At 64.2% G+C, this 21,362-nt stretch carries 17 protein-coding genes; 8 read left to right on the top strand and 9 right to left on the bottom strand.

Going from position 1 to position 21,362, the window contains the following annotated elements; all coding sequences use genetic code 11:
• Window positions 1–106 precede the first annotated feature (106 nt).
• Window positions 107–1,897 carry an ABC transporter ATP-binding protein gene (locus tag PAM7066_RS17595; RefSeq protein ID WP_085855529.1) on the top strand — a complete coding sequence of 597 codons (1,791 nt, stop codon included), beginning with the start codon at window positions 107–109 and terminating at the stop codon, window positions 1,895–1,897.
• On the opposite strand, the gene PAM7066_RS17590 is transcribed toward PAM7066_RS17595, so the two are convergent.
• Window positions 1,888–2,922 (bottom strand): glycosyltransferase family 2 protein, encoded by a 1,035-nt coding sequence (locus PAM7066_RS17590; protein ID WP_175484728.1) that lies wholly within the window; start codon window positions 2,920–2,922, stop codon window positions 1,888–1,890. The two genes, PAM7066_RS17595 and PAM7066_RS17590, sit on opposite strands and share 10 nt — an antisense overlap.
• Before the next feature lie 278 nt (window positions 2,923–3,200).
• Between PAM7066_RS17590 and PAM7066_RS17585 the strand changes: the two genes are divergently transcribed.
• The 3 genes from PAM7066_RS17585 to PAM7066_RS17575 are packed head-to-tail and all read left to right on the top strand — an operon-like array spanning window position 3,201 to window position 6,267.
• The gene (locus tag PAM7066_RS17585) at window positions 3,201–3,944 is read left to right on the top strand and encodes a methyltransferase domain-containing protein (RefSeq protein ID WP_175484727.1); all 744 of its coding nucleotides are present in this window, start codon (window positions 3,201–3,203) and stop codon (window positions 3,942–3,944) included.
• Between the two features lie 8 nt (window positions 3,945–3,952).
• The gene (locus tag PAM7066_RS17580) at window positions 3,953–5,065 is read left to right on the top strand and encodes a polysaccharide deacetylase family protein (protein ID WP_175484726.1); all 1,113 of its coding nucleotides are present in this window, start codon (window positions 3,953–3,955) and stop codon (window positions 5,063–5,065) included.
• Complete coding sequence (locus tag PAM7066_RS17575) at window positions 5,062–6,267, top strand: glycosyltransferase family 2 protein (RefSeq protein ID WP_085855525.1); 1,206 nt, start codon at window positions 5,062–5,064, stop codon at window positions 6,265–6,267. The genes PAM7066_RS17580 and PAM7066_RS17575 overlap by 4 nt, the downstream gene beginning before the upstream one ends.
• A gap of 59 nt (window positions 6,268–6,326) precedes the next feature.
• Here PAM7066_RS17575 and PAM7066_RS17570 read toward each other — a convergent pair whose 3' ends face one another.
• Window positions 6,327–7,790 carry an ArnT family glycosyltransferase gene (locus PAM7066_RS17570; protein ID WP_085855524.1) on the bottom strand — a complete coding sequence of 488 codons (1,464 nt, stop codon included), beginning with the start codon at window positions 7,788–7,790 and terminating at the stop codon, window positions 6,327–6,329.
• A 299-nt stretch (window positions 7,791–8,089) separates the two neighbouring features.
• Between PAM7066_RS17570 and PAM7066_RS17565 the strand changes: the two genes are divergently transcribed.
• The gene (locus PAM7066_RS17565) at window positions 8,090–10,627 is read left to right on the top strand and encodes a hypothetical protein (RefSeq protein ID WP_085855523.1); all 2,538 of its coding nucleotides are present in this window, start codon (window positions 8,090–8,092) and stop codon (window positions 10,625–10,627) included.
• A gap of 479 nt (window positions 10,628–11,106) precedes the next feature.
• Here the strand turns inward: PAM7066_RS17565 and PAM7066_RS17555 are convergent, their stop codons facing one another.
• Complete coding sequence (locus tag PAM7066_RS17555) at window positions 11,107–11,310, bottom strand: hypothetical protein (protein WP_085855521.1); 204 nt, start codon at window positions 11,308–11,310, stop codon at window positions 11,107–11,109.
• Between the two features lie 581 nt (window positions 11,311–11,891).
• Here PAM7066_RS17555 and PAM7066_RS17550 point away from each other — a divergent pair.
• Window positions 11,892–13,709: a hypothetical protein gene (locus tag PAM7066_RS17550; RefSeq protein WP_139215050.1), complete on the top strand. Its 1,818-nt coding sequence runs from the start codon at window positions 11,892–11,894 to the stop codon at window positions 13,707–13,709.
• A 35-nt stretch (window positions 13,710–13,744) separates the two neighbouring features.
• Here the strand turns inward: PAM7066_RS17550 and PAM7066_RS19095 are convergent, their stop codons facing one another.
• The 6 genes from PAM7066_RS19095 to PAM7066_RS17530 form a co-directional block, all read right to left on the bottom strand.
• A complete protein-coding gene (locus tag PAM7066_RS19095; protein WP_175484725.1) occupies window positions 13,745–14,599 on the bottom strand; it encodes a sulfotransferase domain-containing protein in 855 nt (284 codons plus the stop codon).
• Entirely contained in the window at window positions 14,596–15,828 is a 1,233-nt protein-coding gene (locus tag PAM7066_RS19090) for a hypothetical protein (RefSeq protein ID WP_175484724.1), read from the bottom strand. Before PAM7066_RS19090 ends, PAM7066_RS19095 begins: the two co-directional genes overlap by 4 nt.
• A 194-nt stretch (window positions 15,829–16,022) precedes the next feature.
• Window positions 16,023–16,553, bottom strand: a complete 531-nt coding sequence (locus PAM7066_RS17540; protein WP_276326095.1) for a glycosyltransferase — start codon at window positions 16,551–16,553, stop codon at window positions 16,023–16,025.
• Window positions 16,499–16,894, bottom strand: coding sequence for a glycosyltransferase family protein (locus PAM7066_RS17535; protein ID WP_217640003.1), 396 nt, complete (start codon window positions 16,892–16,894; stop codon window positions 16,499–16,501). The genes PAM7066_RS17540 and PAM7066_RS17535 overlap by 55 nt, the downstream gene beginning before the upstream one ends.
• A gap of 177 nt (window positions 16,895–17,071) precedes the next feature.
• Window positions 17,072–17,239, bottom strand: coding sequence for a hypothetical protein (locus PAM7066_RS19085; RefSeq protein WP_175484723.1), 168 nt, complete (start codon window positions 17,237–17,239; stop codon window positions 17,072–17,074).
• 153 nt (window positions 17,240–17,392) lie between these two features.
• On the bottom strand, window positions 17,393–18,391 hold the full coding sequence (locus PAM7066_RS17530) for a replication initiator protein A (protein ID WP_085855517.1): 999 nt from the start codon (window positions 18,389–18,391) through the stop codon (window positions 17,393–17,395).
• Between the two features lie 391 nt (window positions 18,392–18,782).
• Here PAM7066_RS17530 and PAM7066_RS17525 point away from each other — a divergent pair, with 391 nt between their 5' ends.
• Window positions 18,783–20,162 carry an AAA family ATPase gene (locus PAM7066_RS17525; RefSeq protein ID WP_085855516.1) on the top strand — a complete coding sequence of 460 codons (1,380 nt, stop codon included), beginning with the start codon at window positions 18,783–18,785 and terminating at the stop codon, window positions 20,160–20,162.
• Between the two features lie 148 nt (window positions 20,163–20,310).
• Entirely contained in the window at window positions 20,311–21,342 is a 1,032-nt protein-coding gene (locus PAM7066_RS17520) for a ParB/RepB/Spo0J family partition protein (RefSeq protein WP_085855539.1), read from the top strand.
• Window positions 21,343–21,362 lie beyond the last annotated feature (20 nt).

The raw sequence follows: 21,362 nt of genomic DNA, 5'->3' as shown, positions 1-21,362 counted from the left end.
GGCCGCGTGCTAGTACCGCGTGGCAGTCCGAACAGCCGACTGGTGGAGCGTTGCAAGCCGGATCTTCGACAGGGCGAGATGCAGCCTATCCAGGGGGGTCTCGCTGATGGCCGACAGCTTTGCGAATTCGCAGCCGCCGGTATCGGCGCCACGGGAGGACGCCCCGTCCCCCGGGCGCGAAGCCGTGGCGCTTCTGACCATCATGCCGAACCGGAAGCTGCTGATGGTCGCCGCGATCGGCCTCGGGATCGTGGCTTCGGCGGCCGAGGCCCTGAGCATCGGGCTGGCCGTCCTGCTTCTCTTCTCGGTCTTCGGGGAACTGGCGCCGGGGCAGGCATCGAGTGGTGTCCTGGAGATGTTGAACTCCAGCGTGCTGGGGTTCCTCGGCGGAGGCCAGGTGCTGATCGCTGCCGTTTTCGCCGCGCTGTTCCTGATTTCGGCGGGCTTCATGTATGCCAACAATCTTCTGATCGGCGTCATATCGAACCGCGTCGCGCAACAGGGGCGTGACATGATCCACGACCGCTACATCCGGATGTCCTACCGCGACATGCAGGGCCTCGAGCCGGGTGAACTCATCCATATCCTGTCCACGGAAAGCTGGACCCTCGGGGAAGGCGTGAGCTGCCTGATCCGCGCCATCGTCGCGGGGTGCGCGGTCGCGGTCTTCACCTGCGGGCTCTTCCTGATCTCGTGGCCGCTGGGGCTGATCGCGGTGGTCGGCGGCGCGGTGGCTTTTGCGGTGCTGCAGCTGTTTTCCTGGTCCGCGCGCAGACGCGGGCGGCGGACCCTGGAGGCAAACTACACGCTGTCGGAGCGCATGCTGGTCAGCGTGACCGGAATGCGGACCCTGCGCCTCTTTGCGCAGGAAGACGACCTGGCGCATCGTTTCAGGGACGCGTCTCGCCTCGTGAGCCGGCGCGCCATCCGCGAGGAGGTGATCAAGTCCGGCTCCGGGCCCCTGGTCCAGCTTCTGGCGCTGCTGGTCCTCGTCCTGCTCGTGGCCTGTGCCGTGGCGTTCGGCATCGACGAGGCCGCTGCGGTGACGGCGGTGATGCTGATCTTCCGGGCGCAGCCCTATCTCAACGAGTTGGAGACGAACCGCGTCTCCCTCGCCGGCCTTGCCCCGGCCCTGGCCCAGGTGCGCCGCGTGCGCCAATGGCCGGTCCAGCCGTCCCCCGGCAGAGGCGAACCGTTCCAGGGGCTACGGGAGGCGATCCGCTTCGAGGATGTCGACTTCGCCCACGATGCGCGCCTCGGGTCGAATCTGAACGGGGTCAGCTTCGAAATCCGCGCAGGCCGGACGACCGCCCTGTCGGGACCCAGCGGATCCGGCAAGACCACGATCCTGAACCTGTTGATGCGGCTCTACGACCCGCAATCGGGGCGGATCACGGCGGATGGCACGGATATCGCGTGTTTCGATCGCAAGAGCTGGCTTGAGGGCATCGCGATCGCGGGCCAGGACATCGAGCTGCTGGAGGGCACCTTGCGCCAGAACCTTCTGGTCGCGCGCCCGACCGCCACGACCGACGAGATCGAGCAGGTCTGCCATGATGTCGAGATCTTCGACATGATCGCGGCCCTGCCCGAAGGCCTCGAAACCCCCGTGGGCGCGGTGGCGCATCGCTTTTCGGGCGGCCAGCGGCAGCGGATCGGCCTTGCCCGGGCGCTCTTGCGCGACCCGGACATCATGCTGCTGGACGAGGCGACGAGCGCGCTCGAGACGGCTCTCGAGGACCGGATCCGCGACCGGATCTTCGAGCGGCTGAAAGGGCGGACGATCATCCTCGTCTCGCATCGCAGCGGCACGGCCCACATGGCGGATGACGTGATCCGGATCGAGGACGGGCGGGTGACGGAAACACGCGGCGGGCAACCGGCTGATCAGGCCTGATCGACGCCGAGCGGCTTGAGCCCGGCCATGCGGCGCAGCCGGTGATATACCTTCGGGGTGAGGATGTAGATCACCGCCAGGCGGGTCTCGGCACCCCAGCGATTGACGAACGCATTGAAGGGGTTTGCCCGGTTCCAGGCCTTCGGATCGTCGAACCGGAACATCTCGCCCCGGAGCGCCCGCCACAGGTCGGGATCGGTGATCCCCTGTCTGATCATGTAAGTCTGCAGCCATTCCAGGAAGATCGGCCGCATCCCGGCGTCGCCGATCGTTCCGCCGTCCTGCCGGGTCGCGGAGTCCGGATGCTGGCGATAGCGGTCGAGAACCTGGTCGATCGCCACGGCCGGATAGTTCAGCAGCATCTTGAAGATCATCACCTGGTCTTCGTAGAGGCGGCGGAACGTGTCGTCGAAGCCGCCGATGGCGAGCAGCTTTTCCCGCCGGATCGTTATGCTGTGGATCGCTGCGAGGTTGGCCCCGTGGCCTTCCAGGTACTGCCGCGCCACGACGGGATCGGGAAGGAGCCGCCCCACCGGCACATCTACCAGCGTCCGCATGTCCTTCGACAGCCAGGGCCGGTATCTGGGCAACGTCTTGTCCCAGCTGGACCAGAGAAGGGTCGGTGCCACGGACATCGCGGCGGCCGGCATGCGCTCCAGCACCTCGACATGCACCTTGAGGCGGTCCGGCAACCAGACGTCATCCGCATCCAGGAAGGCGACGTATTCGCCCCGGCCAAGACGCAGCCCGGCATTGCGCGATGCGCTCATGCCGCGGTTCTCGTGGTTCTCGTGCTCGGTATACCGGATGCGGTCGGGATGGCGGCGGGCGTAGTCCTTCGCGATGGCCGTCGCGCCATCCGTCGTCCCGTCATCGACCAGGACGAGTTCCCAGTTCTCGTAGGTCTGCGCCAGGACGCTCTCTATGGCTTCGGCTATGAACCTCTCGCCATTTAGAAAGATGATGACGCAGGTTACCAGCGGCTCATTGGTCTTCACCGGCGTTGCGATTTCGGTTTGGGGCAAGGATCCTCCTCCATGCGGTCGGCAACGTAATTTCAATCTAGGCGTGCACAGCTTAATTCTTGTTACCCATTTGCGATATGTCCCTGCTCACATTAAATTTATCCCGGGTGAAAACCCGTCTGGCGCGTCCTATCCTTGAAGGGTATGGGCGGCGCAATCGTGACATATCCCATTACTTCAGGCGAGCCGAGCATTCGTTTGATCGAATGTCTTTCTCCACATTGCGGGAAGCAGCAATGACAAAGCAATTGACCGGGCTCCGTCCTGCTCGTTTCACATTGTCGACCATCGGTCAGCGCCTGCCCAAGCCGGTGCAACGGATGATCACGCGCATCAAGCTGGGGCATCCCTTCAGCCCCCTGTCCGGCAAGATCAAGTTCGGAGATCTGCGCAGGCTGGTTCCGATCAGCCGGGTCTACGGCTGGGATCGCGGCACCCCCGTGGATCGCCATTACATCGAGACGTTCCTCGGCGCGCATTCCGACCTGATCCGGGGCGACGTGCTGGAGATCTCGGAAGACACCTACACCAAGAAGTTCGGCGGGTCCGCGGTCACGAAAAGCGACGTGCTGCATTACGACGATCCGTCGCCTCCCGCCACGATGACTGGCGATCTGACCAATGCCCCGCACGTGCCGTCGGAAAGCTACGACTGCATCATCATCACCCAGACCCTGATGCTGATCTACGATCTGCCGGCGGCGATCGAGACGCTGCACCGGCTTCTCAAGCCGGGCGGCACGGTCCTGGCCACCATGGCCGGGGTGACCCAGATCGCCGACCGCGAGTGGCAGGACGTCTGGTACTGGAGCTTCTCGGCCGCCTCGGGCCGCAAGATCTTCGAGGACGGCTTCCCCGGCGGCACCGTCGAATCCCGGTCATACGGCAATGTCCTGACGACCATGGCCTTCCTGCAGGGCATCGGCATGGAAGAGCTGACCCGCAAGGAGCTCGACCATCAGGACCCGGATTATCAGCTGCTCGTCGGCGTCGTGGCGCGCAAGGCTGCCGCCGCGGAATGACCATGAGCATGAGTGTCGAACCCGCTTTGCGGCATGCAAAGCTGCGGGCTGCGCAATGCTGGTCACGATTGCGCACCACGGGCCGGCCCCGGGGGGTCGTCCTGGCCTATCACCGCATCGCCCACCCCGGCACCGATCCGTGGAACCTTGCGGTCTCGCCCGAGAATTTCGCGGCGCACATGGCGTATCTGGCGTCGACCGGGTGCGCCTCCACGCTCGACGGGTTCATGGGGGAACTGCGGGACCACGACAGGCCGGCGCGCCGCATCGTGGTGACGTTCGACGATGGCTATGCGTGCAATTTCCATCGCGCCCTGCCCGTCCTGAACGAGACGGGTGTGCCGGCCACGCTGTTCACGGTCAGCGGGGCGATCGGACGGCCCGGCGCGTTCTGGTGGGACCTTCTCGACCGGATTTTCCTGGAAATGCCCGAGCTGCCGGCGGTCCTGCACCTGAAGGCAGAGAACCGGTCCGGCTTCTGGTCCCTGGGAAACGATGCCGCGCCGGGGCCCCAGGCCATGAAGGCCAATGCCACGTGGAAACCCGATCTCACGGCGCCGTCGACGCCACGCCAGCGCATCTGTCTTTCGGTCTGGGAGTTCATCAGCGGACTGAACGGCACGGCGCAGCCCGATGTCGTCGCCGATCTTGCCGCGTGGGCAGGCCTGCACCCGGATACCCGGTCGGATGATCTGTCCCGGCCGATGACGATGGACGAGTTCCGCAAGATGTCCGCCGCGCCGGGTATCGAGATCGGCGGGCACACCGCGACCCATTGCGACCTGTCCCGAATTCAGGGCGAGGCGGCGTTCGAGGAAATCGCCCGGGATCGGCAGCTGCTGACCGAGATGACGGGACGCAGCCCGAAGCGGTTTGCCTACCCCTATGGGCGGATGTCACCGGGGGCCGGGCACCTCTTGCGCGAAGCCGGATACGAGGCCGCCTGCTGCAGCCGCTACGGCGTGGCCTCGAGCGACTCGGACCGCTTCCTTGTCCCCCGCGTGCAGGTGATCGACTGTCCGGTCGAGGCCTTCGCACAGGACTTGCAATTCCTGCTTGGCCGGCTGAACGGCCAGGTCCCGCAAGATCAGGACGCGCGTGCGCCGCACCTTCTTCGATGACCATCGATGCGGACAAACCCGACCTGACCCGGCCGACCGCGGAAGGCCTGCGCGGCCGCACCAGGACCAGGCCCCTCGACGGCCTGACGGTGAAAGGCCTGCGCGGGCAGCCTGTACGGGACATTCCCCCCGCGGACCCGGCGGCAGGACCGCTCGTCACGGTCATCGTCCCCGCCTACAACGCGTCCCGGACGATCGTCGAGACGCTGTCGAGCATCCGCGCGCAGACGCATCGACATCTCGAGATCCTCGTGGTCGATGACGGCTCGGTGGACCGCACCGCAGCGCTGGTGAAGGCCGAAGCGCAAGCAGACCCCCGTCTGCGCCTGATCCGCCAGCCCAACGGCGGCGTGGCCCATGCCCGAAATGCGGCCCTTTGGCAGGCGAAGGGCGCGTTCGTCGCCTGGATCGACGCCGACGATCTCTGGCACCCCGAGAAGATCGCCCGCCAGCTTGCCGTCTTCGAAAGGGAAGAGCAGCGCCCGCTGCTGGTCTACACGGGCTACCGGCTGATAGATGCGAGCAGTCGTGTCGTCGAAAACCACCGTCCGCTGACGGATGTTTCGGGCCATACGCTGTGTACGCAGATCGCGACCAATTTCTTCTCGAATGTCAGCAGCATCATGGTGCCGACCGAGGTCGCGCGCGCCGTCGGTGGGCATGATCCGCAACTGCGGAGGGCCGGGTTGGAGGGCGCCGAGGATCTCTTGATGCAACTGCGCCTTGCCGCACGGGGTGCGGTGTCGTGCTGCCCGTCCGCCCTTGTGGGGTACCGGATGCATGACGGGAACATGTCGCTGCAGGTCGCACGGACGGCCGGCTCGAACATCCGGGCCATCGATCTCGTCGCGGCCGAAGTGCCCGATCTTCCGCATTGGGTGAGCCGGCTCGGCAGGGCGCGGGTCGTGGGCTACGTCTTCTTCCTGCTCAGGGGGGGGCATGTCCGCCAGGCGCTGACACTGTTCTGGCAGATCGCATGGCGCCAGCCCGTGGAAACGCTCGTCATGATGTTTCGCATCATCGCACACCTGGCCTTCAGCCGGCAGGTCGGGGACCCCGCGCTTGGCCAGAGGTTTGCCCAGGCCAACCCCGACAGCGCGATCTGGGGGGATCTCATGCTGTTTGGAAAGCGGATGCGCCGACGTCTCCGCCAGGCGGATGCCGCTGTTGCCGTCCGCACGAAGGTCAAGGTGAACGCCTGAGGGATGCGTCTTCCGGGCAGCGGGAATGACCTGCGCGCCATCCGTGTGACGCGACCTGATCAACCCGGCGGACCGACCCGCCAGAGCACCTGTCCTGGTTCGTCCGTCAGTGATGGCCCGATGAACGGAAGGCCGGCGAACGGCCGCAAAAGCACGGGCAGCGGCGAAGGGGGATAGCGGTCGAGTTCGGTCCAGGAGGCCTCGGACTCGATCCCTTCCCGTCCGCCGGCGGGCAGAAAGACCAGGTCGCCGGGGGCGAGCTGCGCGGGGTCGTCGATCGCGACGACACGTGATTGCGGTTCGCCCGCCAGGCGCAGGAGGAGTTGGGCGTGAAGCACGAAGTCGGTTGCCTTGACCACCGCATCGCGCTCGGTGGCGATTTGGGCAAGCCGGTACGGGGCGCGGCTGTCGGCCTGATCGCGAACCCCCCGTATCACCGGACCGCCGAGGCATATCGCGACCAGGACCACTCCGGCGATGATCTGCCTCGACCCGCGGCCCATGCGCGCGATTGCCCACGCCGCGATCAGAGTGGCCGCATAGGGCACGATGGAATAATAGCGGTACCATTCCAGGTTCAGGGCGCCCACGCAGAGCGCATAGGCGCCGATCGAGCCCAGCCCCAGATACGTCGCCGCCCGGCGCCCCGGGGCGGTCAGGTCTGGCTTCGCGAATGGGGCGATCGCGATCCCCGCGAGGGCGACGAGAAAGATCGGCGTCATCGGCGAGAGGCTGCTCTCGACCAGCGGCATCAGCCATGTCTGGGCCGCGGTCGGAGCGTTGCCCATGAAGGCGGTGCCGGCGGTATCGCCGCCATGGCCCATATCCACCCGAATCCGGTAGATCCAATCGCCGTAGACGAGACGATAGAAGGTCCATTCCAGCAGGATGGCAGCCGCGAACGTCGCCCCCAGAACCGCCGCGCCGATCGCCCCCCTCTGCCACGGACGGACCAGGATCAACGCTCCGAGGCCCAGCATGACCGGCAGGTAGGCCGATGTCTCGCGGCAGGCCCATGCGAGCCAGGCCAGAAAGCCCGCCACGACGAAGGGCCCGAGCCGTCGCCCGTCGGACCTGGCAAGGCAGGCGATGGCAATCAGGGTCAGAAGAAGCTCGGGCTGCCTGACATGGATGTCGGGCACTGCGAACAGGGGGCTCGTGGCCATCAGGATGGCGGCGATACGTCCCGTGTCGCGGTCGATCCACTGTTCGGCCAGCCGCCATGTCACCCAGACCAGGGCCGTGGAGGCCACGACGGTCGGCAGCAGCAGGGCAAACTCGCTTTCGCCGAAAAGCGTGACGCTGATCGCCATCGGCAGGACCAGCGGCCACCTGAGTCCCCAATGGGTGTCCGGCAATTGTCCGACGTTCAAACCGAACGCGGCGCTGGCATAACGGTAGGCGTCGGAGGTATCGATGCCGTTCCAGGTGATGGCCAGCATTGCCCAATGCAGCAGGATCAGCCCGAGGATCTCGGCCCGGCGGCGGTCCGGACCGGGGTACGAAAGCGTCCGCTCTGTCATGTCTCCATCCCTCGTCGAACCGCCGCATCGCGAGCGGTCGCGATACGGTTGGGCAGATATTCCGTCGTGTCCCGGGGGTCTGTCTGCCGCCCGATCGGACACTCAGGCAAGGCCTTGGAGGCTCGGGCATATGCCTGAACGCTGCTTATAGTCCAAGACGATGCGGATCGTCGAGGAGACTAGCCGCGTCCCGTCGCCGGCAACAAGGCCTCTGCGAACGGTGTGTTTATCATCTGAGCAGAATTCCGAGCGCATGACTGGCGCGCAGACCGTCAACCCAACAGACAGGAATTCCGGGCATGCCGCTTCCCACCGCAACCGTCACGGGCACGTTCTCCTTTGCCGACGGGAAATTCCTCGACGACGCCAGTGTCATCTTCCGCCTTGCCGGGAGCGGAACCGACGTAAAGGGACTCGATCGCGCCGAACGCGGGATCGTCGTGACCGAGCCGATCGAGGTGAAGGCGCAATTCGACCGGTTCGAGGTCGAGCTGTGGCCGAATGCGCGTGGCATCGCTCCGACGCATTATGTGGTGACGCTTCAATACACGCTTTCGGGCAAGCAGTTTACCCGGCCGCTGGGTGTCATCACCGTGCCGGAAAACGGCGGTGACCTGACGGACCTGCTGATGGTCGGAGCCAACACGAAAGTCGTCGGCTCGATCGTGTCCCTGCTATCTCAAGACGAATACGACGCCGCGATATTGGCGAAGTCCGATGCGCAGGCAGCGCTGACCGAGGCCAGGGTCATCCAGGGCGAGATGAACACCAAGCTGCCGGCCCCGATCAATGGCGTGCTTGCGGACACGGAAACCCCTCAGACGCAGAAGAACAAGACCATCTCCCGTGCCGACAACCACCTGCGCATGTCGGATGACGAGCCGGATCACCGGGTCAAGACATTTGCGGGCATGTCGGGAATGGCATCGAAAACGGCAACCGGGGAACTCATCCGCCAGGAGGATCTGCGTTTCCTGTACGAAAGAGTGGCCACGGCGGACAACGAAACCTTCGAAGTGAACGGGGCGCACTACCGGCCGGTCATCACCCTTGTCCACAAGATCGACCTGGGCGCCTACCAGCCCGACATGACCGGCGAGACGGATAGCAGCGCGGCCATGAACAAGGCGATCGCCGCCGCCACTCGTCTTGGAGGCGGGACCATCGTGGTGCCCCGCGGCATTCTGAAGATCGGGAATATTCGCATTCCCCGGAACATTCCGATCCGCATCGAGGGTGGCGGCTGGAGCCGATACACGGTGCCTGCCTTCAAGACGGGGGTCACCCGCATCATTCCGACCGATGATTGCGACTACATCTTCCTGGCGGATTACACCTACGCCTTCCAGCTGGCGAACATGGATTTCGTCGGCCGGGGGCGGACGGTGAACCATGCGGTCATTCTGAACAAGGGCGCGAAGCGCAACTTCCTGCACAACATCCGTGGCGAAGAGTTCGCCAAGTTCAATGATCTGACCTACGATTTCGCCGCCCGGAGCGACACCGATCCCGCCAACATGTTCGTCTTGGACTGCGTTCTGCGCAAGTTCCAGAACGCCATCTACAAGATGGTGGACGGGGACATCGTCGAGACCACTCTGGCGGGCTGCACCACCGCCGCGATCGTTATCGATAGCGGCCAATGCCGGGTTGCGAACTGTTTCTTCGAGTTCAACCGGGGCGGCGCACATCTCGACACCGCGGCCGATGACATTCACATCCTGCAGAATGCACGCGAACCGTTCATCTACGGAAACACGTCTGACAGGACGTCGGGCCGGTTCGTACGGATCTTTACCTTCAATAACGGGACGGAAATCAAGGCCCCCGAGAATGTGTTCATTTCTGGCAACACGATAAAGCGGTGTGCTTGGGCGCGCCTGGATTACAACGGGTCTACGCCCTGGGGACCCAAGGATCGTTACGCCATCGTCGTGGAAGGGCCGGGGCGGGGGCGTAGCCTGTTCTTCGGGTCCAACAATGTTCAAACCGCCGACAGCTCTCCGACCCCGGCAAAGGGGCCCGTCAGCCCCTTGGGTTTCCTGAAGGCATCGGATGGCGAATTGGTCGTGAAGGGTCTGCACGGTACGCTTGCCAGCTACGTTGATATCGACACGATGCGTCGCTACCGCTGGGTGCTGACAGGCGCCGGAACCAGCGAGTACGCGCTGATCGACAACATGCAGTGGCCTAGTGATTATCCTACCGTAGCCTACGATCCCGGAATCGAAAAACCGGATCAGGTGTTGATACCCACAGGTGTTCTCACCGCGGCAATGCCGGGTTCGCTGGCCGAGGGCCAATATGCTTTCGCACCCCTGGTCTACGAAGGAAGCACGTTCACCACCCTTCATGTCAGGATGCCGGGCGGCTCGTTCCCGAAGGGCAAGGGCGTTCGCCCGTGGTATGATGTTCAGCCCATCGTCATTGGAAACGGGTCGCTCGAAACCGACGATTACCTATGCTGCGTGCCGACCTACTACATGGGCGGCGGCAGTTCCCGGACTCATCGTCTCCGCTTGAACAGGCCGCTGAGCACGGTGCGGGAGCGACGGCTTCTCAACATGGTGCTCACCGCCCATATGGCCGGCGCCCCCTCGGAAGACGGGTTGGCGGAAGTCCGGTTGCTGGCACGAGCTGATTTCGATGGTGCCGGAACGATCACCGTCGCGAGCAACACGCCAGTTATCTCGGACGTGACTGTCGGCGGAACCGGGGCGGGGGCGGACTTGGAGTTTGCGATCACCCGAGTGACGCCGTTCTGCGAAGAGTTCAACTTGACGATCACCAACACGACCACGCGGAACGTCAAGGTCAGCGTCGGGCTGAGCGCTTAACTGCCGCGCATCCTCCGGCAGGCTGGTCCAGCCCGCCGGAGCGAGTGAATGCGGTTGTCCTGACAGATGCGGCAGGGGCACGGTCCGGCGACACTTTTTCTTTGCGGACAAGAGATTGTTAACTTCTTTCCGGCCTGATCGACTGAGCGTCTTACAGAGTCGATCATGCACATCTGCCCATACATGGTGACTGCGGCACCCACGAGCCTCTTTGCCGCTGCTGCGGTGGCCGAAGGTTTCGGCCCGGCTCGGTGTCTTCATCGCGGTCTCTGCCATGATCGGCATGACCGCAAACGCGCTATTTCGTGCTCGCTCGTTGGGGTGCGAGGGTCTCAGTGCTTTCCATGCCATCGACATGGAAAGGCTGCGGGATCAGAACCCCGCGGCGCTGGCTGCGGACAGATCAGTCATTTGCGAAACGCCAAACAACGTCTCCGGCGACCAAGCATGAGTCCGTTACACTCGCGATGGATCTTGCATCAACGCGTCTGCGCGCTGTCCTCATGAATTTCCCACGTGCGGGAGGTACGAAGAGAGCGGCGGGGCATCATCTCAACCCAACGATCCACCAGAGCGAGGAACGCTGACCAAACGCTGCGACGGTTGTGAGACGCAGGCTCGCCCAGGTCGATCAGCTCGATCAGGGGAATGCCAAAATGGCGGTGCTCCGTTCGGTCACTCATAACTTACTCTCCTTCGTGATGGTTGGGTTGGAACCATCTTCCTTGACTCACCTTCATCCGCTGATCGGCCCGAGGCACCGTACGGTTGACATTTCAACCGTATCGGCATCACCGCGCGGCGCGACTCGTTGCGCCGCCGCCTCTTCGATGAGCGAATTTATGCTACATTACCCGTATATCCTGCCTTGACAACGTTTTTTCAGCGGCCGCTGCTGGGTGGCCCGCTCTGGCAGAGTAGGCATCCGTCCCTGGGTGGCATGTTCGGATAGTCGTGGAGGCCGGCTTGAAGCGCCGCCGTTCGTCTTCAGGATGGTCGTCTTGAGCCATGATCCGCCGGGTGGCGGTGGTTTGCTTGCCACCGCGCCGACCACGTTGGCGCCCAAGCCCATCGTAGGCTAGAAACCGATCGGACCCCATGATGGGGCCGGCACAGGGCGTTCAAGATACGCGCTGCTTGCGTTCTGCAACAGGCTGGCGTCCACCGGCTGATATGGAGTCGGCGCCGCCTACCCCTGCCCCGATTTTCTTCACGGACCAGCTTGGTCCTGCGTGGGGAAGATCACGAACGCGAGGATCCTTCGATGTCGACCAGGCGCAACTTCCTGTTTCGCGGCTTCGGCCTGGGAGCAATCACCTCTTTCCTCAGCGGCCGGCCCGTCTGGGCTGTGAGCGACAACGAACGCTCGGTCGCGGCAAAATTAACTTTCTCGCGCCAGTTTCCCCGCCAGCGTTCAGCTACCGTTCTCAATGCGGCGATCGTGCGATCGAACCGAGAGAACGGCACTGGACCCGATCGCCTTCCTGACGTGGAAGGCTCATCCTACAGCTCCGATCGAGGAGCGAATTCGGGGGACAAGCTCATGGGACTCTTCGATCCACAAAGCAGCAAGCAATTGGCAGGTCTGACGTCCATCTCTGCGCCGCGGGCCCGACTGTTCATCTACAGAGCCGGGACGGACTGTCTTGCCCCGATATTTTCGGACAGCAACCTGACGCTGATGCAGTCCAATCCGATCACCGGCGACGAAGCGGGGTATTTCGATCCCTGCTATCTCATCGACGGCGATTACCGTGTCGTTGTCCGAACCCGAACCGGCCATGTCCTGCTGGACCTGGACAACATTCCCTCGCGCACCGGCCTCGAGACAGGCGTCATTCAGGAATTCCGCAATCTCAAGGAACTCCAGTCTGACAAGACCCTCTCCTACGCGGGCAGCCCGTCCTTGCTGAAGGTGAACGAGGGTGACCTCGTCCGCGTGCATGAAGAGAACCAGTCACTCGTCGCGGCCCCCGCGGACGCCCGGGACGAGCATTACGTGACGGCCGGTGGCGTGAAGATCTACGATCCCACCGCCCGAGCCCTGACCATCAACGTGCCCTCCGACTATTCCACCCTTCAGGATGCGATCGATGCCGCTTATCGGCGCCAGCCTGGCGCCAATGTCCGCCATATTGTCAACATCGAGAGCGGGCACGAGATCACGCAGGGCTTCTCTTGCCGGAACGGTGACTATTCGCGCATCCGCATCACCTCGGATGACGCCGAGGTCGGGTTGGCGGACTCCTTCGTGGGCGTATCGGGGGACGAGATCGCCTACCACACCGGCACCCAGTGGGTTGCGACGATCTACAATGCGCGCGGGCCCGAGTTCGACGTGCTGTTCGACCTGGGCGACAGCGGTGCCGCAAACAAGATTTGCGGGCTGATGTGCGGCCAAGGGGGAGACGTGCGCGGCCTGTCCGGCGCCGGCTTCAAGAACGGCTGGCTCAACGGAGAGGTCCGGGCCGGCAAGATCCACTGGCGCGAGGGGGTCTGGACCGGCGCCGGGGAATGGGGGCTGCGGCTCACCTCGGGGACCATGTTCGACGTGGCCTATTCGGACATCTCCGGAGGCCAGCTGAACAATCCGGGTGCCGCTTTCAAAGCCTGTCTGCACATCTCGCGCGGCTCCTTCGGCAACGCTCAGAACATCACCGTGAAGAACTCGGCCGCGAACGGTGTGACCATACGCCGATCCTATGTGGCGCTTCAGGACGCGGTCATCTCGAATAACGGCCTGTACAACATCGAAATCGGCTGGGGGGCGACCGCCATCGCCTACGGCGCCGATCTATCCGGTGCGGGCGAAGCGGATATCCGCTTCGCCAACGAGCCGCCCCTTGTTCTGCGGGTCGACAAGGCGATCTACAGCACGCAGTCCAATACCCCTCCCGTAAACACATTTTCGCCGAAGGGGTTCTTGCTGGACGACAGCAGGACCCTTGGAGCTTTGCAACTGCCACGTCTGACGACCGCCGAACGGGATGGGCTGCCCAAGGATCCCGGGACCGTCATCTTCAACGCTTCCACGTCCAAGTTCCAAGGGTATGACGGCTCGCAATGGAACGATTTCCACTGACCGGACGGCCAGCGCTCGCCTGCTTCAGGTGAGCGCTAGCTGATCAGCCCCAGTCTTTTGCGGTCTTCCTCGACCCAGGTGTCGAATTTCGACGTGGAGTCCTTCAACTGCGCCTCAAGCGAACTGCGGGACTCTTCCGAGATGTCGTCGCGGAACTCCACGTCCCGCTTGGGGACGATGATCTGACGCAGGTTCTTGCGCAGGCCCGAAGGCAGGAACTTCTTGGCATAGAGGCCGTAGGCCCGGGAGCGCACGATCTTCCGCATGAGCCCCCGAGGCGCCCGTTTCCCTGAAGACACGTTCGATGCCACGCCGTGCTCCATCTCGACGGGCTCGAGGTCGAGGAATTTCCAGATGCCGTGAACGACCTCCTTCGGTGTCTGGATGTAATCCTTCATGTGCAGGACCAGGATCTGCTCGCGGGGAAACTCGGCAAGCCACTGGTCCAGCTGCTTGTCGTAACAGGAGACGTCGAACAGGAAGGGATTGGCCTCCAACTCATCCTCTATCGGACGGGTGACGGCACCTTTCTGGACGTCGTGCCGGTAATGGCTCTTCATGCGGTCCAGAGGATTGCGCCCCACGAAGATCAGCCGCAGATCCGATCCGAGCACGTCCTTCGCCCGGCGCGGTACGCCGGAGACGGTCGGATATTGCGTGTAGGCGGTGCTGGCCTCGCCGATCCATTGGCCGGGCTGTGCGTCGCGGAAGATCCGCAGATACTCTTCGCGTCCCTTTTCGGTAAGAACCTTGTCGTCGGCCAGGTCGTCCGGCTCCTTGATCGTGGGGCAGAAGATGCCGGGATGACGCGTGAAGTCCTCGAAGATCGAGGTTGTCCCGGATTTCATCGACCCGATCATCAGGAAGGTGGGGTGGTCCGACAAGTTCATGAAAGCTCTCCTGAAGAAACGTGCGTGCCGGCGGTCGAGCCCCCTGCCCGGAAGGTCTGCCCGGCCTCGGGTGCAACCGTCGACGATCTTGCCGCCCTCTTTTCGCGTATGAGGATGGCAACGGCCAGATAATAGATGGAGACGATGGGAAACGAGGTGGCAATATTCCCCGTCTGCATCGGAATGAGGATCGTCAGCAGGATCACCAGCCCACCCTTCGCCCGTGCAGCCGGGATCAACTGGAGGATCGAGATCAGGCTGCCCCAGAGGAAGCCGTAGTCGATCATGTAGGCCAGGATGTCGTTGTGGGGATCGACATACATGAAGCTGTAGACGTAGTTCCCCGTGCTCGTGCTGCCGCCGCCGAAGCCGTTGAGCTGATCCAGGAAGTCCTGCGAGCGATGCTCCATCCATATCGCCGTCCAGTACGACATGCGCCAGGCAAGGGAGGAGCCGTGACCACCGAACTCGTGCGACTGGGCTCCCTCGCGGATCGCGTCGAAATCGACGTTCTGGAACTTGATGATCAGGCTCGTGATGATCGGCGTGATCTGCCACATGACCAGAAGGGCCAGGGCGAACCCGACGAACATCTGCAGCCGCCTCCGCACGGATAGAAAACTCGCGGCATAGACAAGCAGCACGATCGCGCAGGTTCCGAAACCCGTGCTCGATTCCGACAGGCCGAGGGCCAGGAACAGTCCGATCAGCATGATCCGGTAGTCCCCGCGCAACGCCGAAATCTTGTCCTTCTGGATGATCAGGAGCGCTATGAGGAAGGTCGAGACATAGCCGGCGTGATTGGGATGGACGAGCAGGGAAGTGTAGCGAAAATTCCCCGACGCGTCGGCCTGCCCGAACATACCCAGCCCGATGTAGAGCGGTATCGGGACGATCAGCACGTAGCACAGAAGGAACACCACCCTGTAGAGGTTCTTCTGACTCGTCAGCCCGATCAGCCCGACGATGGCCATGAAGGTGAAGTTCCGGATCACTTCCTCGATGCGCACGGGAAACGGCGTCCGGTTGGGAAACAGCGCATGGACGAAGGTGATGAGGAAGACCGCCGAGATGCAGTAGAAGATAAAGTTGTGGGGCAGCTTTCCGTGGGTCAGCGCCAGGAAGAAGACCACTGCCGCCAGAAGCCCACCCGCAAAGTTGTTGAAACACCCCGCGACGATGGCCAGGAAGATCAACGTCCCCAGGGCTGAAGGAAGCTGAAGGGGCAAGCGAGGCCCTGCATGCGTGCTGCCCGGGGAAAAGGAAGTTTGGCTCATCGATCCGACCCCACGGTTGTGAGCGGGTCTCGAGAGAGAGCCGCACGATCAAAGCCATAGAACACTCGCGCACCGGTGTCTCGACCCGGGCACGAAGCCGTGAACGCTGCGGGCATCCGGACCAATGAAGATGCGGAACCCATCGGCTAGTACGCGTGGCCCGTGATTTCCTGGCGCAGGCTGGCGACGAGTTGGTCTCGGGCTGGCGAGCTCTCCATGGTGATCGGCGCCAGTTCGGGGTCGGCCAGGGCCTCGCGCAGGCTCTTGGCGTCGTCGACCACGTGGATGCCCGAAATCCTGCTGAGCTGGGCCACCGTGGCGAGCTGGTGGTTGTTGCGATGCTCGCCAAGGGCGGCCTGACGGGCCATCAGCACCACCGGCTTGTGCAGTTCCATGCCGGTCAGGATCGTACCGATACCCGCATGGCCGACGATGACCCGGGCCGCGGTGCAGTGCGCGTCGAATTCCTGTGGCGACAGGAACTTGACCGACTCGAAATTGCCGGGGCGATATTTCGCGTGGCCGATCTGGCCGAAGACAGGCTCGCTCAGGGATGTGCTCACCTCGTCCAGAGCCCTGACGAGCCGATCAAAGGGAAGCTGCGTCCCGAGAGTGAGGAAAATCAAATAATGCTTCCCCGATATTGTGCGCCCGTCTCGGTGGCCAGATGCTCCCACTGGGTCAGGACCAGATGCGCGATACGCTGGGCCAGCCGTCCGCTCAGCGACAGCCCTTCGGAATTGGCGATGCTGTCCACCCAGATGGTGCGGGCTCCGAACACGCGGCCCCACAGCAGGCAAAGCAGCCCCGGTGCAGCCCCCGTCGAGAGGACGACATCCGGACGGATGCGCCGCAAGATCCTGAACGTGCCGTAAAGCCCCTTCAGCATCTTCAGGGGCTCGTCCTGGCTGTAATCTTCGATCGCGACGAAATTCGCCAACTCGTATCGAATCCCCTGCCGGGCATCCGTGCAAGCAAACCAGACCTCAGACCCTTCGAAGGCGTCCGACAGCAGCATGAGTTGCTTCCAATGCCCTCCCGAGGAAGACACGGCAAGAATCCTGTGTTTCCTGTCCGTCATTGCATACTCTTTGCATCATTCTGCGCGCGCACAATGATACACGTTTCAACCCCAAGGGGGAACGGCAAACCACAGGGGGGCGCCGTCGGGGCGCCCGGGAATCTTCCGGGCCCTTCAGGATGCCAGCAGGTCCCGACAGAGAAGGGACAGGAAGACCATCTGGCCGACCAGCACGTAGGCCAGGGCGCTCATCACGAAACCATGGCCGTTCAGGGCGGCGAACCCCGACGCAGTCACTGCGAGCACCGTCGCAAGAGCGAGTTTCGGAAACAGAACGATCATGGCCACCCCTCTTCTTTACAGGAATCTTGCACCGAAAAGGGGCAAAAAACAGGCATAGGCCGCACCGCGACCGGGCTCTCACCGACAATAACCCGGCTTTTCTTGCAAATCCCGGCTTTTCCGCGTTTCGCATGCGAAACATCCCGGCGCATTTCAGCCACGGGCCGCGCGCGTCTTGACCCATCCGAGGAAGGCGCGGTCGGGCCGGGTAAGGCGGGCACCGGTCTCTTCGGCCCAGGCACGCCACTCGGCCTCCAGCGCATGGACGTCGAAGCCCGGGGCCAGCGCGCGGGCCTCGTCCAGCACCTCGGGCGCAAGCCGGGGCAGCGTGGGGTCGAGGGTGCGGATGCGCTCGACCCGGATTAGGTCGCCGGGCTCTTCGACCAGCCGGTATTCGGGCAGGCCGGACGCCATCATCTTGCGCACGCTGGCCCGGAAGACCCGAAGCGGCGCGGCCGAGCCCGCCTTCTTGTGCAGCGTGGCCATGCCCACGGTCCAGGAGGGCTGGCGGCCGCAATGTTTGCGGGCCAGTTCGTAGAGCCGCCGTTCGAGCGGTTTCCTGAGGCGGAAATAGTCGCGCGACAGCGTCAGGACCGAGCGCGCCAGGACCGCGCGGTAGAGCCAGTCCGACAGCGTCACCGAGACCGACACCATCCGCCCGCCCCGGGTCCGGCGCACGATCTCCCAGCTTTCGATCAGGCCGAAGCCGCTTGTGGTTTCCTCCTCGCCGGTGACGATGTTGGTGGTGATGCGGGTGCCGGCGAGACGCTCGAAGGCCTCGCGCAGGCGGGCGTAGCCGTCGCCGGAGGTGTCGCGGTTGGTGGCGACCAGCAGGTCGTGGGCGGTGACCTTCAGCGTGCGGGCGACCTGCCGGCCGGCGTTCAGCGCGGCGATCAGCTGGCTCACGCAGAAGATCAGGATGTCCTTGTCGTGGATCGTCGCCCTGCCCTTCACCGAGGGCGTCACGGTGATCTCGGCCCCGTTATGCGCGTAGCTGAGGACGCGCCGGTCGGGCCGGGTCGAGAGCGAAAAGAGCGGATGCTCCATCGTGGCGAGGTCGTCCTTGAGGGCCGCACCGAAGATGTCGGCGATGAAGAAATCACCGCTCCCGTCGGTGAACTGCCCGTTGGGGATCGCCCCGCTGCCCGTCATGCCCGCTCGCCCTCTTTCGGGGTTTCAGTGACACCCTAGCCGGGCCAGGCGCGTCGGGTCCAGTCGTGGTTTCGGGGGTTCGGAGTCGCAACAGCGTGGGATCGGAATCGCATCAACGTGGGATCAGAGTCGCACGGCTTCGGAAATCGATCCCCAACGCCTTGGCTCATCATGATTTTCCGTGCCGCACCGGAGCCCGTAACGTATGAATAACATCATACTAACTGCGGATTTTTCCGGTCGGCGCTGCACCCTGCCCCGGTCCTTGAACCAACCCTCTGATATTGCATAGAAACCCTATGCATGAGAGGTTTTTCTTGGCATGTCATGCCTTTCAGCGTACTCAGAGGGAAAGACGACACATCAGGCTCTTGCGGCCGGGGGCAACAGAATGAGCGAACTTCCTCCCTACATGCGAATCGAACCGGATCACGCAGCCGAGACGCTGGGGTCCCCCATGGATACCGATGCGCTGACACAGGTGGCCCAGGCCTGCATGGCCGGTCGGGACGACCTCGCCGGGCGGGGGCTCGAAGAGGATGGGGGGCGCAAGCTGCGGCTGTTCTCGACCTGGGAAATCACCCGCTACCTGATCCCCGTCGCGCAGGCCCATTTCCGCCGCGTGCTGAAGCAGAACCCCGACCTGCCGCAGGGCCGGTCCGAGACCGAGGGCGGGGCCAAGTGGTTCACCCTCGACGAGGTGCTCCGGCTGCGCGCCCATTTCGCCGCGGAAGGGTCGAAGGCGAAAAGCTACCGGCCCTACCGCCCCGAGGGGCTGCCCGCCAAGATGATCGCCGTGGCCAACTTCAAGGGCGGCGTCGGCAAGACCTCGACCGGGGCGCATCTGGCGATGTCGGCCGCGCTCGACGGGTACAAGGTGCTGGTGATCGACCTGGATTCCCAAGGCTCGATGACCTCGATCTTCGGCGGCAAGGTCGAGGATGAGTGGGGCACCGTCTTCCCCCTGCTCGCCCGTCACTACGGCGAGCATCTGCGCAGCGACAACCAGCGCCGGGTCGACCGGGGCGAGGCCCCCCTGCCCTTCGACGACGCGCTCGGCGACGCGATGAAGCTGACTTCGGCGGACGTCATCCAGACGACCCACTGGCCCAATATCGACCTGATCGGCGCGCAGCTGAACCTCTACTGGGCCGAGTTCCAGATCCCGGTCTGGCGCATGGCGGCGCGCGGCTGGAAGCTGTGGGACGCGCTGACCGACCGGCTGGAGGCCGACGGGGTGCTGGACCGCTACGACGTGGTGATCCTCGATACGCCCCCTGCCCTCGGGTATCTCACGATCAACGGGCTGGCGGCGGCCGACATCCTGCTGGTGCCGCTTGGCGCGTCCTTCCTGGAGTTCGACTCCACGGGCCGGTTCTTCGACATGCTCGCGACCACCTTCCGCTCGATCGAAGAGGGCGAAAACCTTGCCGCCCGGGCCCTGGGGCGGGACGAGCTGCGCTTCGAATGGGACGCGGTGCGCGCGGTCGTCACCCGCTATGACGGGACCCAGCAGGCGGAACTGGGTGCGCTGGTGCAGGCCTATATGGGGCAGACCCTGCTGCCGCACCGGCAGAACTACACCTCGCTCATCGGGCAGGCCGGCGAGCAGGTGCGCGGCATCTACGAGGCCGATTACCGCGACTTCAACCGCGAGACCTATGCCCGCGGTCGCGAAACCTTCGATGCCACCTATGCCGCGGTGAAATCCCTCTTCGTGGGCGCCTGGAAGCGCGACGCCGACCTCGCCGCGCAGGAGGCCGCGGAATGAGGCGTTTCGCATGCGAAACGCCGGCACGCTCTGGCCCACCCTGGAAACGTTCCTGCCGTGGTGTTTCGCATGCGAAACACCAGCGCCTTTCCGCCCTGTCTTCACCGTTTCGCATGCGAAACATCTCCGGATCCTTGAGGAGACCGTCATGGCCCGCCGCAAGAGACTGACCCCGTCGACCCCGTTCCCCGACGCGCCCGAGGGCGCGTTCGAGACCAAGGCCATGCCCTTCGGTCCGTCCGCCAAGCTGGAAGAAGGCCCGGCGGTACCCATGGCGCCCGTCGCGCGGGTGGCCCAGGACCAGGCGCAGGCGGCCGCTCTGCGCGAGTTGTCGGAAGAGATGACCCGCGCCCGTGAAGGCGGCCGGATGGTGCTGGAACTGCCCCTCGACGCGATCGAGGCCGAGCACCTGATCCGCGACCGCATTTCGGCCGACGAGACCGAGATGCAGAGCCTGACGGAAAGCCTTGCTGCCAGCGGTCAGCGCAATCCGGTCGAGGTGCTGGATCTGGGCGGGGGGCGCTACGGCCTGATCTCGGGCTGGCGACGGCTGGCGGCGTTGCGCGCGCTGGCGGCCGAGGGCAGGGCGGGGGACACGGTGCTGGCGCTGCTGCGCCGTCCCGAGGACCAGGCCGCCGCCTATCGCGCCATGGTCGAGGAAAACGAGATCCGCGCCGACCTCAGCTATTACGAACGCGCCCGAATCGTGGCCAAGGCCGTGGAGGCCGGTGTCTTCGAGGATGACCGTGCCGCGCTTCAGGGCCTCTTCGGTGCCGTCTCGCGGCCGCGGCGCTCGAAGATCGGCTCGTTCCTGCCTATCGTCCGTGCCCTCGACGGGGTGCTCCGTCACCCCGCGAGCTTGCCGGAACGGCTGGGGCTGAAGCTGTCGCAACGCCTGCGCGAAGACGACGCGCTGGCGGACAGGTTGCGCCTGGAACTGGGGCAGGGGGCTGCGACGCCAGAGGCCGAACGCGCCCTCTTCGAGGCCGCCACGCGAACGGCGCGCAGCGGAAAGCCCGTCCTGCAGGGGGAAAAACCCGTCCGCGCCGAGGCCGGACGGGACGCCCCCTCGGTGGTGGTGTCACGAGACAGAAGCGGGCGGCTGGTCCTGGACGGGCCGGGCGTGACCCCGGCCTTCGTCGAACGGTTGAAATCGTGGATCGATGCCGGGGCGAGGTAAGGCAATTCGCATTACGGAAC

Source organism: Palleronia marisminoris (genome assembly GCF_900172315.1).
In the GTDB taxonomy this organism is placed as follows: domain Bacteria; phylum Pseudomonadota; class Alphaproteobacteria; order Rhodobacterales; family Rhodobacteraceae; genus Palleronia; species Palleronia marisminoris.
This window is presented reverse-complemented; position numbering and strand designations above follow the sequence as displayed.